The 15,377-nt window shown below is 29.8% G+C and carries 14 protein-coding genes; all 14 read left to right on the top strand.

Features of this window, described 5'->3' with window-relative positions:
* The first annotated feature begins 3 nt into the window (after positions 1-3).
* The 14 genes from L8T27_RS17560 (at position 4) to L8T27_RS17495 (ending at position 15,369) form a co-directional block, all read left to right on the top strand.
* Positions 4-1,182, top strand: coding sequence for an O-antigen ligase family protein (locus tag L8T27_RS17560; RefSeq protein WP_237941998.1), 1,179 nt, complete (start codon positions 4-6; stop codon positions 1,180-1,182).
* A gap of 59 nt (positions 1,183-1,241) precedes the next feature.
* Positions 1,242-1,901, top strand: coding sequence for a sugar transferase (locus L8T27_RS17555; protein ID WP_237941997.1), 660 nt, complete (start codon positions 1,242-1,244; stop codon positions 1,899-1,901).
* 74 nt (positions 1,902-1,975) lie between these two features.
* Positions 1,976-2,956, top strand: a complete 981-nt coding sequence (locus tag L8T27_RS17550; RefSeq protein ID WP_237941996.1) for a glycosyltransferase family 2 protein — start codon at positions 1,976-1,978, stop codon at positions 2,954-2,956.
* Between the two features lie 69 nt (positions 2,957-3,025).
* A complete protein-coding gene (locus L8T27_RS17545; RefSeq protein ID WP_237941995.1) occupies positions 3,026-3,790 on the top strand; it encodes a WecB/TagA/CpsF family glycosyltransferase in 765 nt (254 codons plus the stop codon).
* 61 nt (positions 3,791-3,851) lie between these two features.
* The gene (locus L8T27_RS17540) at positions 3,852-4,943 is read left to right on the top strand and encodes a glycosyltransferase family 4 protein (RefSeq protein WP_248574454.1); all 1,092 of its coding nucleotides are present in this window, start codon (positions 3,852-3,854) and stop codon (positions 4,941-4,943) included.
* A gap of 36 nt (positions 4,944-4,979) precedes the next feature.
* A complete protein-coding gene (locus L8T27_RS17535; protein WP_237941993.1) occupies positions 4,980-6,344 on the top strand; it encodes a sugar phosphate nucleotidyltransferase in 1,365 nt (454 codons plus the stop codon).
* Positions 6,345-6,416: 72 nt separating this feature from the next.
* Positions 6,417-6,917 (top strand): acyltransferase, encoded by a 501-nt coding sequence (locus L8T27_RS17530; RefSeq protein WP_237941992.1) that lies wholly within the window; start codon positions 6,417-6,419, stop codon positions 6,915-6,917.
* A gap of 125 nt (positions 6,918-7,042) precedes the next feature.
* Positions 7,043-8,149, top strand: a complete 1,107-nt coding sequence (locus L8T27_RS17525; RefSeq protein WP_237941991.1) for a polysaccharide pyruvyl transferase family protein — start codon at positions 7,043-7,045, stop codon at positions 8,147-8,149.
* Between the two features lie 9 nt (positions 8,150-8,158).
* Entirely contained in the window at positions 8,159-9,685 is a 1,527-nt protein-coding gene (locus tag L8T27_RS17520) for an oligosaccharide flippase family protein (RefSeq protein WP_237941990.1), read from the top strand.
* A gap of 47 nt (positions 9,686-9,732) precedes the next feature.
* Positions 9,733-11,058, top strand: coding sequence for a glycosyltransferase family 2 protein (locus L8T27_RS17515; protein ID WP_237941989.1), 1,326 nt, complete (start codon positions 9,733-9,735; stop codon positions 11,056-11,058).
* A 258-nt stretch (positions 11,059-11,316) separates the two neighbouring features.
* Positions 11,317-12,798 carry a glycosyl hydrolase gene (locus tag L8T27_RS17510; RefSeq protein ID WP_237941988.1) on the top strand — a complete coding sequence of 494 codons (1,482 nt, stop codon included), beginning with the start codon at positions 11,317-11,319 and terminating at the stop codon, positions 12,796-12,798.
* 227 nt (positions 12,799-13,025) lie between these two features.
* On the top strand, positions 13,026-14,528 hold the full coding sequence (locus tag L8T27_RS17505; RefSeq protein WP_237941987.1) for a BglG family transcription antiterminator: 1,503 nt from the start codon (positions 13,026-13,028) through the stop codon (positions 14,526-14,528).
* A 37-nt stretch (positions 14,529-14,565) separates the two neighbouring features.
* On the top strand, positions 14,566-15,036 hold the full coding sequence (locus L8T27_RS17500; RefSeq protein ID WP_396953783.1) for a PTS sugar transporter subunit IIA: 471 nt from the start codon (positions 14,566-14,568) through the stop codon (positions 15,034-15,036).
* A 15-nt stretch (positions 15,037-15,051) separates the two neighbouring features.
* Entirely contained in the window at positions 15,052-15,369 is a 318-nt protein-coding gene (locus L8T27_RS17495) for a PTS fructose transporter subunit IIB (RefSeq protein WP_233315786.1), read from the top strand.
* The last annotated feature ends 8 nt before the right edge of the window (positions 15,370-15,377 follow it).

Below are 15,377 nucleotides of genomic sequence, written 5' to 3'. Positions count from 1 at the left end.
GAAATGTTGTATATATTATTAGGTTTCTTTTATTCTTTTTTAGCGGTCTTAAATCCATTTATTCAAGTGTTTTTCCTTTCAAAATATGGAGCCCTACTTTTTCTCTCTATTTTTAGTAGTTTGTTGATATTATTGAAGCTATCAAAAATGAATGAGTTTGAAAAAAGAATTTTCAACTCAACATTAATAATGTTTTTAATATTTTTTATTCCCTCTTTATATATGTTTCTATATAGTTCTCCTATTGGATTTAGCATAGAAAAAACTGCTAGGGTTCTGCTATTTGCTCCTCTTTTTCTATTAATCGTTATAAAAAGATTTGATTATAGAAATTACTTTATATTTTTTTCTTTAGTTTTTTCATTTATTGCCTTAATACAAATGGCACAACTAACTGAAACAGGAAGGGTTACTAGTCTTTTTTATCATTCCAATTTTTATTCTATATACATAGTAATATTAATAATTTTTTTGCTTGAAAAAATTGTTTTCACTAAGAGTAAGAGAATAAAAATTTTTTATTCAGCTTATATTTTATTAAATATAATTATTGTTTTACTGGGCACCGGTTCAAGAACATCATTCGCAATAATAATTATGTTAATACTTTACTCAATTATAAGTTGGAGTAAGAACAAGTTGAAAAGTTTATTCTATTTTTTAGGAATGATTTTAAGTAGTGTGGTTTTATTTATTATTTTTAAAGATAGACTTTTTGAAACGAGAATATTTAATTTGTCATATGGAAATGTATATTCAAATCAAGAGGATTCATTTACTTGGAGGATTGGTAGATGGGAATCTGGAATTGAAGGGTGGTTAAATACTCCTTTTATTACAAAAATATTCGGTACAGGTTGGGAAACTAGTGCCTATCTTGATAAGTCATATTATGGATATGCAATGCATAATGAATATCTAAGAATGCTAATGGAGTTCGGTGGTGTAGGTTTTCTTGTGTTTTTATTCGTAATAATTAGTTTATTTGTAATAGGCATAAGAAATTTTAGGAAACAAGGGAATTTCTCTTTAACATTAATAATGATTACAATATTAATAAGTTGTTTCACAGAAAATATATTTATAGCTTCTGAGTCATTTGCTGCCTTAATTTTAAGCATAGCTGTTTGTTTAGGCATAATTCTAAATAATTCTGACAAAGATTTAAAATTATCAAGGTAGCTTATAATAATTCCTTTCCTTAGGTATTAATTAAATAACTTTTAAGGAGTGTGGGTGTTTTGGAGAATGGAAAACAAAATGTATTGTTTGTTAATGATGTAGATAGTGAAAAAAGAGTTTATTTATATATCAAAAGGATTTTAGATATTGCTTGTTCAATAATTGGTTTAGTTTTTTTAAGTTGGCTATTTGTAGTTATTGCTTTAATTATAAAAATTGAAGATCCAAAGGGAAAGGTATTTTTCAAGCAGATTAGGATAGGTAAAGATGGAAAAAAATTCAATATGTATAAATTTCGTTCAATGGTGGTTAATGCGGAAGAAAAGCTTAAAGAGTTAATGGAATTCAATGAGGTAGAGGGTGCAATGTTTAAAATGAAGTACGACCCGAGAATCACTAAAATAGGTCGTTTTCTAAGAAAAACAAGTATTGATGAATTACCGCAATTACTAAATGTCTTAAAAGGTGAGATGAGTATAGTAGGACCAAGACCACCTTTACCAAGAGAAGTTGAAGAATACACTGATTACGATAAACAAAGATTATTGGTAGTTCCAGGTTGTACAGGTTTGTGGCAGGTTAGTGGGAGAAGTAATATTGGATTTTATGAAATGGTGGAATTAGACTTATTTTATATAAGAAAAAGATCATTGGTTTTTGACATAAAAATCATTTTTAAGACATTTATTGTTCTTTTTGGTTCAAAAGATGCGTTTTAAGTTTCATTCATTTTTTAGTTAATTAGAGTGAATGTAAACTTTGTTTGAGTTTATTAATTTAAAGAGGTAAAAAAATGAATAATCCATTAATAAGTGTAATAGTACCAATATATAATGTTGAAGCGTACGTTGCAAGATGCATAAATTCCATAAAAAATCAATCTTATCAAAATATTCAAATCCTAGCAATTAATGACGGCTCAACTGATAATTCTTTAAGTATTTTAGAAAATATTGGAAATGATGATAGTAGAATAGAAATAATTAATAAAGAAAATGGTGGTCAAGCAAGTGCAAGAAATTTAGGGATTAGTATTGCAAAAGGAAAATATTTTATGTTTGTGGATAGTGATGATTTTTTAGAGGAAAATGCTATTCAAGAATGTATAAATGTACTAACAAACAAACAGTGCGACTTGGTTATCTTTGACTATTATAACTTTAATAGGAAAGGTAAGAAAAAATATATTAAAGCTGGGACAGGTTTGCATAACTCAAAAACTGCTCCTTGGAATAAAGTGTATAGTAGAGAGTTATGGAAATTTTTTAGTTTTCCGGAGGGATACTGGTATGAAGATTTAGGGATTGTGCCAGTAGTAGTTGCTAATGCTAATAATATAGTGAAAATTAATAAGGCTCTTTATTCTTATGAAACTTCAAGAAATACTTCTCAAACAAATATGATAAACCCTTTGAAGTTGAATGATTTAATATATATGATCGAGAATACCTATAAAGAATTAGAGAAAAATGGGAAGCTCACTAATAATAAAACTGAAGTTGAAAGTTTATTTATAGACCATCTCTTGCATGGATTATTATTTAAATTAATGTACGTAGATGAATTAGAGATAAGGCTTACAATATTAAACAATATTAAAGTAACATTAAATAAGTATTTTCCAGAATGGAAAAAATCCCATAAATATAACAACAAAAGTATAAAAAATATAATTAAAAAAATAGTTATTAATAATTATTTAAGAGGTGATTTCCTTTTAGGAGATATCTTATGGAAGTTTCCTAAAAAGGTTAAAGAAAAGATAATGGGATGAAATTATAAATAATAAACATTATATTATTACTTGTTTAAATATAGTGTTTATGAAAGGATAAAATTTTATATGCATAAAGAAAAGGTAAATTTATTTGGTGTTGATTTTGATAATCTAGATATGAAAAGGGCATTAGAAGAAATAGATAATATTATTAAAATAAATAAAACAAGAAGAAAACATAGTTTTGTTGTTACTCCTAATATAGATCACTTAGTGAATATCGATAAAAGTCAGAGTTTTAAGAAAATATACGAACAAGCAAGTTTAAAACTGGTAGATGGAATGCCTATTGTTTTGTTATCGAAAGTTTTGAAAAAACCACTAATAGAGAAAATTTCAGGGGCTGACCTAACACCTGAATTAATTGAAATGGCAAATAATAAAGGATATAGAGTATTTATATTTGGATCGAATGAAGGTGTTGCAGATACGGTTGTAAATATTTACAAACAAAGGTTTGGTAATGAATTTCAGATAGAATGTTATTCCCCTCCCTTTGGATTTGAGAATAATGAGTATGAACTAAATAAGAGTATAGAGAAGATTAACGGGTTCTCCCCTGATATACTACTTGTATCTTTGGGTTCTCCAAAAGGTGAGTACTTTATCTATAATAATATAAATCTAGTAAATGTGCCAATAAGTCTTCAAGTAGGAGCCTCAATAGATTTTATAGCTGGAACTGTGAAACGTGCCCCAGTTTGGATGCAAAAAAGTTCGTTAGAATGGTTTTATCGTTTTATTCAGGAACCCAAAAGAATGTTTAAACGATATTTCATTAACGATGTAGCTTTTATTAAAATAGTACTTAAAGAGTTAGTTGGTAAATAAATAGCATAAGGTGAAATTTATCAAAGAACTACAACATATAAAAGAAAGTGGCGAAGTCCAATTGATTAAGGAAGATAAGATAAATATTTTAATGGTAGGTTCGAGTACTAAGGTTAAAGGGGGAATGACTACGGTAGTAGAGTCTTTTGTACAACATAACTTCAATATTAATAATATGAAACTTAAATATATTCCTACTCATATAGATAAGGGCATATTGGTGCAATTAGTATTTTTCACGATTAGATTGATTGAAATATTATTTTGTTTGATATTTAAAAATATAGATATAGTACATATGCATATGTCAGAGAGAGGGAGCTTTAAAAGAAAATATCTAATTTATAAACTAGCCAAAATGTTTAATAAAAAGGTAATAACTCATACTCATGGAGCAGAGTTTGAAGAATTTTTTAAAAAGAGTAATCCAAAATTAAAATCTCAAATCAAAGAGCTGCTAAGAGAATCAGATATAGTTATTACGCTTGGGAATAAATGGGATAATATTATAAAAGAAATAGAGCCACAGGCATATACAATTGTATTAAGAAATGCAGTAAAAATACCAGAAATTAATAATGATATTAACGATAAAAACATAAAAGTACTATTTTTAGCTGTATTAATAAAAAGAAAAGGAATTACTGATTTAATTGAAGCTGCACAAGAAATAATAGAAGAAGTTCAGTCTAATAAAAAGCAAATAGAATTTATTATAGCAGGGGAGGGTGAACTTAAGGACTCTGCTAAGAGTCTAGTAAAAGAGTTAGGCCTAAGTCCTTATTTTAATTTTGTTGGTTGGGTTAATGGAGAAGATAAAATAAAACTTTTACAAGAAACTGATATTTTTGTTTTGCCTTCATATAATGAGGGTTTACCACTTTCAATACTCGAAGCAATTAGTTATGGAATTCCTATAATTTCTACTAATGTTGGAAGTATCGATGAAGCTGTAAAAAATGAAAAAAATGGTTACTTGGTTAATCCTGGGGATAAGGTAGCTTTATCACAAGCTTTTATAAAATTAATATCTAGTGGTGAAATTAAATCAATGGGATTAGAATCTAGAAATATTTCTAAAAAGCATTTTAATATAGATGTTTACTTTGAGAATATTATAAATATATATCGTAAGCTGGTAAATAAAAATTGATAAGCTATAAAGAATATGTAAGGTGATGTGATAAATATGAAATTAATATTATTGTCAGGTGGGTCAGGAAAACGTCTATGGCCATTATCTAATGATTCACGTTCTAAACAATTTCTTAAGGTCTTACCAAACAAAAAAGGTGAAGTTCGTCAGTCGATGGTTCAACGAGTTTGGGAGCAGTTAGAGAATATTGGTCTAGAACAATCAACTATTATAACTACAAGCTCGTCACAGTTAGAGATGATACAAAGTCAACTTGGAAATAAGGCTACTGTTATAGTAGAACCTGAGCGCCGTGATACATTTCCAGCAATAGCACTAACTGTATCATATCTATTTTCTGAACTAAAAGTTGGATTAGACGAAACGATAGCAGTACTTCCGGTTGATCCTTATGTAGAAGATAACTTTTTTTTAAAATTATTAGAACTAGAAGAGCTATTAAATAGTCATGATGCAGATCTAGGGTTAATAGGTGTTAAGCCAACATATCCATCTGAGAAGTATGGGTATATTGTACCGAAGTCCAATGATAATGTCGAAAACTTTATAGAGGTTAGTCACTTTAAAGAAAAACCTGACAAAAGCGAAGCTTCTAGACTAATAGATAACAATGCACTTTGGAATTGTGGAGTCTTTGCTTTTAAATTAGGAAGCATTATATCAATATTGGAAAACAAGAATTTACCGTTAGAATATAACGATTTATTTAATAATTATGATATGTTACCTAAGATAAGTTTTGATTATGAAGTAGTAGAAAATACAAAAAATATTGTGGCTTTACCGTATAACGGTTCATGGAAAGATCTTGGGACCTGGAATACTTTAACTGAAGAAATGGATATTAGTATTTTAGGTAAAGGTAATAAAAGTATAGATTGTGAGAATGCTCATATTATCAATGAATTAGATATTCCAGTTTCATTATTAGGAGTCTCTAATGTAGTAGTTGCAGTTAGTCCCGATGGTATTTTAATAAGTGATAAAGAAGCCAGTCCTAGAGTCAAAGAACTAGTAGGTGATTGGGAGCAACGTCCAATGTATGAAGAACGTTGGTGGGGATGGTATAAAGTTTTAGATTATACGAAGTATAGTAAAGAAGAAGAAGTGTTAACAAAAAGAATATGTATTTATGAAGATAAAAATTTGAGCTACCATTATCATAGCAAGCGAAGCGAAGTTTGGACGGTGACTAAAGGGGAGGGAGTAGTCATTCTGAATGGAGAAAGTAGAAATATACAAGTAGGAGACGTTATTGAAATTCCAAGATATACAAAGCATGCGATAATGGCAACATCAGAGATTGAAATAATAGAGATACAGAGTGGTAGTGAATTAGTAGATGAAGATATAACTCGTTTATTTACAAGTTGGACGGAGATTGAAGTTAAGTGTTGATAATTGATGTTTAATCTGTGATTATTGCTTTTACAGTAATTGAGAAAATAAACTTTTGAATGGAGTGCTAAAGTGCATTTTATAATATCTAATCTTATAGTAAAGATTTGGAAGAAAATGTATTTTTTTTTAAAAAAGTTACAATTTAAACTTTTATATGGTAAAAAAATTATTTTCGGAAAAAGGTTAAGTGTTTTAAAAGGTTTTAAATTAGTTATTGGGAATAAAGGAAGAGTGATAATAGGAGATGGATGTTTCTTCAATTATAATTGTTCAATATCATGCTTAGGTAATATTGAAATCGGAAATAATACTATCTTTGGTGAAAATGTAAAGTTTTATGACCATAATCATGATTTTTCAGATATAAACCAAAACATCAAAGATCAAGGATTCAAGATAGGGAAAATAACAATTGGTAATAATTGTTGGATTGGTAGTAATGTCACTATCCTAAATAATGTTACTATTGGAGATAATGTAATTATTGGAGCCAATTGTTTAGTTTATAAATCAATACCCAGTAATACTATTGTAAAAAACAAAAGTGAATTGATATATACTCAAAGGTAGATTACTCATTAATTTAGTAAGTTACGCTACTATTCATTAATGTTAGTTACTATTAAAATTGAGCTCTATTATACTCATACTAAAAATAAGTACATTTTAATTGTTATATAAGATGAGGTGTTTTTTTGAAAAAAGTTTTTATATCAGCATATTTGAACAATAACTTAGGTGATGATTTGTTTGTAAAAATATTATGTGAAAGATATCCCCAAACTCAATTCTATATTTATGATAGTAAAAAAAAGCTTAGTGTATTTAGTGAAATAAAAAATTTAAATTATGTATATAAAAATTTTCTTTTTAAGGTAATCGATAAATTTTCGAACTTGTACTTTAATAGATCTTTAATTAAATCAATTATTGGATTATTTATGGACGCACACATATATATAGGTGGCTCTCTTTTTATGGAGAAAGAGAATTGGGAAAAAAAAATAAAAATAGATAATGGTAAACTAATTAATAATAAGCGTAATTTTTTACTAGGTTGCAATTTTGGTCCATTTGAAAATATTGATTTTCTAGAAAGATATAAAAAAGTTTTTGAAAGATATGATGATATTTGTTTTAGAGATTATAAATCTTACGAGTTATTTAAGGAGTTATCTTGTGTTCGAGTAGCTCAAGATGTAGTTTTTAATTTAAATTACCAAAAAGACAATATATCTAAAGAAAAAAATATTGGTATTTCATTAATAGATTTAACTAATAGAGATGACTTAGCTAGATTTAAGGAAGTCTATTTATTGAAGTTGAAGGATATTTGTGAGTATTATATCAAACTTGATTATAATATAACATTGTTCTCATTTTGTAAGTATGAAGGTGATGAAAAAGCGATAGAGGAGTTATTAGAACTAGTAGACGAAAATAAAAAACATAAAATTAATGTTTTTAACTATGAGAACAATTTAGATTTAGCCTTAACTGAATTTAATAAAGTTGAAACAATATATGCAACTAGATTTCACTCCATGATTCTTGGTTTTCTTTTAAATAAAAAAGTGTATCCTATTATTTATAGTAAAAAGATGACCAATGTACTAAAAGATATAAATTTTCAGGGGGAATATTGTAATATTGAGGATATTGAAAAGCTTGAAACACAAGCCTTAGAAAATCTATCATATAAAAAATTAAATATGGAATATATTATAGATGATTCGAAATTACAATTTCTAAATCTAGATAAATACTTAGTGAATGATCAAGTGAAATATAAAGAATCTTAAGGAGTAAATATGAGAGCTAAAAGAAGTTTGATCAATTTATCCCTTGGGCTAATTAGTCAACTACTAATAATAGCATTAGGTATATTGATTCCTCGTTTACTTTTGGTTAATTTTGGATCAGAAGTGAATGGTTTATTATCTTCCATAGGACAGATTATTGTATATATGACCCTTTTAGAAGCAGGGGTTGGAGCGGCGTCTTTACAGGCATTATATAAACATGTAGCTGGTGGTGATAGAGCAAATATAAATTCTATCTTATCTGCTACTTCAAGTTATTATAAAAAAACAGGTATTTACTATTTTATTTGTATTATTCTTATAGCCATTTTATACCCACTTTTTATTGATGCATCCATTGATAATATTACAATTATGTTTGTAATTCTCGTTACGGGTATGGGAGGAGCTATTAATTTTTATTTTCAAGGTACTTACAAGGTATTCTTAATAGCAGAAGGAAAAAGTTATATTGATACATCTATTACAACTATTATAAATATTTTAATCAATGCAATTAAGATAGTATTTATATTAAAAGGATATAATATTATAGCAATTCAAACAACTCATTTTATTTTAATGATTTTACAAATTGTTATTTATCAAATCTATATTAATAGAAATTATAAATGGTTAAATTTAAAGGTTAAGCCTGATTTTGATGCTATTTCACAAAAAAAATCAGTTTTAATCCATCAAGTATCATATTTGATATTTAATAATTCAGATGTTCTTATATTGACCATATTTACAAATTTAAAAGTTGTCAGTGTTTATGTTTTATATAACATGCTTTTTACTGTACTTGATAATATCATCAATATGGTTAATAGTAGTGTGACATTTGCCCTGGGACAAACTTTCCATGAAAGCAGAGATAAATTTTTAAAACTTTATAATGCTTACGAAGTTTGTTTTATGTCCTTTGTATTTTCTTTATTTACTGTTGCGTATATCATGATTTTACCTTTTATGGATTTGTATACAAATGGAATTACTGACATTAATTACATTGATGTTACAATACCAATATTATTTGTGGCTTTGAAATTATTAGTTAATGCTAGAGCAACCTCTAATAATGTTATAAATATTGCTGGGCATTTTAAAAAAACCCAAAACCGTGCAATTTTCGAGTGTGTAATTAATCTAGTTTGTTCAATTATATTAGTTCAGTTTTTTGGTATTTATGGAGTATTAATAGGTACAATTATAGCGCTTTTATATCGAGCAATTGATATTGTATATTATGCAAATAAGAAGATACTTGAGAGAACTGTTTGGATTACAATAAGAAGATGGATTACAAATATTGTGGTGTTTTTATTAATTGTGACAATTGCAAAGTGGATAAATATCTATCCATCTTCTTATATTTCAATCTTTATTATTGCTACTTTATTATTAGCCATAACTGTTATCATTTTTGCATCTGTTAATTCCCTTATTGACAGAGATGTATTTTTATATACTAAGGAAATTATTATTAAAGTTATGAATCAATTTAAAAGAAAACAATCTAGTGTAAAATAAAAAACTCCTGCTATACAGAAATTGGGTAAGGACTGGGGGGGGCATGTATGGAATTATTAAATGAAATGAAACAAGCTGGAAATATGATTATTGATTGTTTTACAAAAAAAAGCAAAGAAATTAACAAAATTGATAATATTACCGATTTTACTCAATTTTTAAATAAAGAATTGATTAGACAAAGTTCTATTTTACAGCGAGATTATATAAAAGGCTTTATTCAAGTGTGTAAAGCTGTTATAAAAGGGAAGATATCTGAAGAGGTTTTTAATTTTTATTTAGAGACTCAATTTTTAATAACTCCGAAAGATAATCGACGGTTATTTGAGTCTCTGATAACTCTAAAGTTCTTTGATAATAAATTATTAAATAAAAGGATAATTATCTCTGAAAGTAATCTATTGCCAAAGATAAATGTAATTATTACAACATATAATAGAGAGAAATTTTTACATCAAGTAATTGAAAGTATCCTAAATCAAGACTATTCAAATATAGAGATTATTGTAATAGATGATAACTCTCAAGATGGCACAAGCATGTTAATGGAGGATAAGTATTCAGGTAACTCAAAGGTAATTTATATGAGAAATAAAAAAAATGAGGGACCTGGAACAAATCGTTTAAAAGCATTTACTTCTCATGCAGATGGGGATTATATCTTATTTTTAGATGATGACGATTATCTTATTGATTCCAATTATATTAGTAAGGCAATAGATTTTCATCAAAAAAATCCCAATGTATCATTTGTCGCAGCTAATGTCTTTTTTGAGAATACGGAAACAAATGCATTAGAAGTCTCAGAACTTAATTTAAGTAAGGTAGTAAAAAGGTATGATTATTTTATCAACTTCGAAAAAGAAGGTTACCCAAAGCCTGCGTCAACGTTAACTACAGTTTTTAAGAGAAGGGCACTAATAGAAATGGACATTCTTAATATGAAGATGGTTAATGATTCTTCAATATACTTAAGATCATTACTGGTTGGAGACGCAGGCTTTCTTGATTCAATTGCGGGTGTCTATAGAATACATGGTAACAATATAACCTTTAACTTGAAGAGTGACTTTATAATTCAAAATTTACAAGAAAAAATGATTATAAGGAATATGGCTATAGACAATTTCGGTTATGAAAGTGAAGAAGTTGACAAATGGTATAACAATAGTGTTTATGTTACGGTATCTTATTTCTTAAAAAACTCTGCAAAAAATAAAAGTGATTACAAAGTAATGCTTGATTGGACGAAAGAAAATTGTAAAAGTATTTATAATAACTTAAGACTCGATACAATAAAAATTATAATGAAAAAAATTTTATATAGGTTTCCTATTATAGGAAAAAAAGGCTCAGCAATTAATGTGAAATAGTGAAGTCTATCATTTAAGTGTGATAATACCACTTATTCCCTCCCTTATTTATATAAAAGAGTTTTTTGATAAAAATGAGTGCTGACCTCTTAGACATGACTTACCATATGATTTCTATACTACAAGGTGGTTTTACAAGGATAAAACAATGTTGCTGCTTTAATTCATTTATTAATTTTTAATAAGTATTTATTGCGAAATCTAGTTATCTAGATTGCCTAAGTTTATTACTATTAAGTTATGACTTGGTGTTGGTTGTTGTCGGAATACAAAGGGGAGGGAATCAAGATTCTTAATTTACCATTATTTACAAATAAGGGAAACTCAAAACTACGATTAATAATTTTAATAGTTTTAGTAATATCTATATTCCTTGTGTTCGTGATACTAAAATATTTTCCATTCAAAGAGAAGGAATCTAAAAACTATACTAAAACCTATCAAGCAGAGGAGGGTATTTTAAATGGAGTCGATATAAGTAATGAAAATTCTGGTTACACAGGTGATGGGTATATTACCAACTTTAATGATGGAACAGATTCACTAATAATTAAAGTTAATACCCCTTCAAAAGGAGAATATTTAATAAAGTTTACTTATAGACTTCCTAGTGAGATAGGTCAAAAGCAAATAAATATTAGTCTAAATGGCAAGGAGCCTCTTCCGTTAACTCTTTTAGAAACTAATAAATTCACTGAAAGTAATGGAAAAAGAGTAGTTTTACAAAAAGGTGAAAATATCTTGAAGATTTCAAACGGTGGAGGTAGCTACGAGATTGATTCAATAACAGTAGAAGAAACAACAAGTAAATTGTTAGGATATGAACTTTCTAACAATAATGCAACTAAAAATACAAAAAAATTGATGGAATTCTTAATTGAGATAAATGGAGAGAAAATATTATCTGGTCAACAGAATATGGCTTCGATTAATTGGTTATATGAAAATCTCGGAAGAAAACCAGCTGTTGCAGGTTTTGATTTTCAAGATTATACAACAGGAGATGTTACTAATGACCAAGTACAACAAGCTATTAGTTGGAATAATGAGGGAGGTATTGTTACCTTTTCATGGCATTGGATTGCTCCTCTCGGAATAATGAATCAGCAAAGTGACAAGTGGGATAACGGCCTAAGATCTGGTTCCACAACTTTTGACATTGATTATGCAATGAACCACACTAATTCGCAAGAATATAAACTGCTTTTGCAAGATATCGATGTTATAGCCACACAGCTAAAAAGACTTCAAGATGCTGGTGTACCCGTTATTTTTCGCCCACTACATGAAGCCGAAGGCGGGTGGTTTTGGTGGGGCGCAAAAGGACCAGAACCTGCAAAGAAATTATATATTCTTTTATATAATCGTTTAACCAATTATCATAATATAAACAATTTGATATGGGTTTGGAATTCGTCGTCAGAGAATTGGTATCCTGGGAACAATTACGTAGACATTGTAAGTTATGATTCCTATCCAAAGTTAAGAGATAAGGGTACAATGATTAATGAATTTGAAAATTTGGAAAAGCTTGTTCAAGGGAAAAAATTAGTGGCTATGTCTGAAAATGGTCCAATTCCAGATCCAGATCTTATCATAGATTACCAGGTCCCTTGGAGTTGGTTTCTAACTTGGCAAGGTTATGAAAAAAGAGATAATACACTAGAGTATTTGCAATATATTTATAACAATCCCCATGTTATTACTTTAGATAAGTTCAAGAAATATAACATTTTTTAAAACCTTATTTGTTTAGTTCTAATTAATATTAACAACTAAGCTTGATTAGTATAGAAGGAGAACTCACTATTTTTACCAGTTAGAAAATCCCTCATAGCGATAGGAGGGATTTTCTTTTTCCACATTACTCCCTCCAATAAGGACACAAAATCCACCCCAAAATTGTAATTGTGTATCCGCTTACACGTTGGTAAGATAAGAGCATAGAAACGAGGTGATGAAAGTTCATGAATAAGCGTCAATGTGAAATTATTGAAATTCTGCTGGGAGAGAGGAGGTTTGTGACGGCCTCTGAGTTGGCGGAGCGGCTGGCTGTTTCACGGAAGACGATTTATCGTGATATGCAGGATATTGGGAATCATTGCTCTGCTTATCGGCTCACGAAGAAAGAGAATAATGGTTATTTGCTGGAGATATGGGAAGAAGAGGAGTCAGCACATTCTGATCAGTTCGAGCATCCTAATGAGCGGCGTTTAGATTTGTTGTTATTTCTCCTTTCGATTGCCCCATGCAAGACTTCTATTCAGAAAATCTCGGAGCGCTATTTTGTCAGTCAGAGCTCTATCTTGAATGATTTTAAGCATATTGAGAAGAAGCTTGTGCCATATGGCATCCGCTTATCTCGGACGAATGAGGGAACCTTCATCAGTGGTGATCAATTCTCTCTGTATAGGCTGATGGCTGTTATTATTGAAAGCTATTTAACGCAGATTGGCGATCCGTTTTGTCAGTATGATATTCCCGATTCCATTAAGGACATTCAGGTGAAGAATGGGAGATTAGCAGAAATAAAGCAGATTCTCCATGAGTTTCAGGAGGAACAGGACTTGCTTTTAGATCAGCCCTATTATTTAACTTTGTTTTGCTCCCTTTTATCCATTATTGAAAAGCAAGCGCATCATCTCCAGCTGTTTCCTAATGAGGAAATCATCTATGAACAGATTGACGACAGCTCTGCCATCTATCCAATGGTTCGTTCTTTAGCTGAAAAGCTTGAAAAGCACTTTTCCTTCCAATTAAAGCATTATGAAATGCTGAATCTCTACTATATTTTAAAGGCTTATAAGCTTAACTCCCGATTTCTGCTTAACCAGCAGTCTGAAGTATTGTTGAATAACCAGGTTATTGCTCTCGCAGACCAGCTTATTTCCAGAGTCTCGAGAAACAGCGGCTACCGGTTTACAGAGGACAGAGAGCTGCGGGAAAGATTGACGATGCATCTTCACTCTATGGTTTATCGCCTTAATCATCAGATTTATATTATTAATCCAATCTTGAAATCAATTAAAACGAATTTCTCTAATATTTTTCAGCTTGTTCGATTTTCGGCAAATGAATTAATGGAAGAAGGTATCTATGATAAGCATCTGACAGATGAAGAAATTGGTTATATTACGCTGTATTTTCAAATTTCCTATGATGATCGCTTTGTGAACCAGATTCCGATTTTAATTGAATGTACGAGTGGTGTTGGCACGTCTCATATGCTGAGCGAAAAAATCAGGAAAAACTTTCCGAATATTCACATTAATAAAATCATCGCTCAAGAGCGCATTAAGCAGTCTGATTATGAGGATGTTGAGCTGGTCATTTCCACAGTGAAAACACACAGTATCAGCGACAAGCCGACAATCCTGGTCAGCCCGATATTAAATGAAGATGATAAATACAAGATTGATCAGTTCATTAAAGATTACTACAAAAATCAAGTAATCATCTATAACAGATGATGGCTATAAAGAATTAAATAGGAGGATCAAAATGGATGTGAAAATGGATGACTTAGACTTTACAAAAGTTGTGACAGAGGAGTTAATTAATCTCGATTTACAGGCGACAACTAAGCTTGGTGTTATTGCTGAATTAACCCACCTGTTATTTGTAAACGGTTGCGTAACAGATGAAGAAGCATTTATAGAGGATGTCCTTTTTCGTGAAAATGCCGGGCCGACTGGCTTGGAAAAGGGGATTGCCATTCCTCACGGTAAGTCAGACTTTGTTCAAAAGACATCAATTGCCATCGGCAGGACAAATAAGGAGATAGAGTGGGAGTCGCTGGACGGGGGACCGATTAATATTATTATCTTATTTGCTGTCAAGAATAGCGACAAGACAACAACCCATATTAAGCTCCTGCAGAAGGTTGCTGTCTTGCTTGCTGATGAGGAGAAAATTGAAAAGTTCCAGTCCCTTAAGACAAGAAAAGAATTCATTGAGATCTTTGCTGAAAACAACTGACAGGAGGAATATCTTATGAACATTGTTGGAATCTCTGCTTGTACCTCTGGAATTGCTCATACGTATATTGCGAAGGAAAAGCTGATTAAGGCAGGACAGGAGTTTGGCCATAAAGTCAGGATTGAGACACAAGGAACAATCGGGATTGAGGATGAGCTGACAGCGGATGAAATAAAAGCAGCTGATCTTGTCATCATTGCCGCAGATATAAAGGTGAGCGGAAAGGAGCGATTTAAAGGCAAAAGAATTGTGGAGGTGCCGACACATATTGCTATTAAAGCACCTAAGCAGCTATACAAAAAGATTGAAGCTGAATTAAACAAAAACCAGTGAAGGGGTCT

The organism is Niallia sp. Man26, from assembly GCF_022049065.2.
GTDB lineage: Bacteria > Bacillota > Bacilli > Bacillales > Cytobacillaceae > Niallia.
The sequence above is the reverse complement of the archived record's forward strand: the minus strand, read 5'-3'. Positions and strand labels throughout refer to the sequence as shown.

Bases quoted from the DNA above. Each gene is read 5' to 3' on its own strand.
- L8T27_RS17535 (WP_237941993.1), top strand. From the start codon at position 4,980: ATGAAATTAATATTATTGTCAGGTGGGTCAGGAAAACGTCTATGGCCA.
- L8T27_RS17550 (WP_237941996.1), top strand. From the start codon at position 1,976: ATGAATAATCCATTAATAAGTGTAATAGTACCAATATATAATGTTGAA.
- L8T27_RS17515 (WP_237941989.1), top strand. From the start codon at position 9,733: ATGGAATTATTAAATGAAATGAAACAAGCTGGAAATATGATTATTGAT.
- L8T27_RS17560 (WP_237941998.1), top strand. From the start codon at position 4: ATGTTGTATATATTATTAGGTTTCTTTTATTCTTTTTTAGCGGTCTTA.
- L8T27_RS17545 (WP_237941995.1), top strand. From the start codon at position 3,026: ATGCATAAAGAAAAGGTAAATTTATTTGGTGTTGATTTTGATAATCTA.
- L8T27_RS17495 (WP_233315786.1), top strand. From the start codon at position 15,052: ATGAACATTGTTGGAATCTCTGCTTGTACCTCTGGAATTGCTCATACG.
- L8T27_RS17520 (WP_237941990.1), top strand. From the start codon at position 8,159: ATGAGAGCTAAAAGAAGTTTGATCAATTTATCCCTTGGGCTAATTAGT.
- L8T27_RS17505 (WP_237941987.1), top strand. From the start codon at position 13,026: ATGAATAAGCGTCAATGTGAAATTATTGAAATTCTGCTGGGAGAGAGG.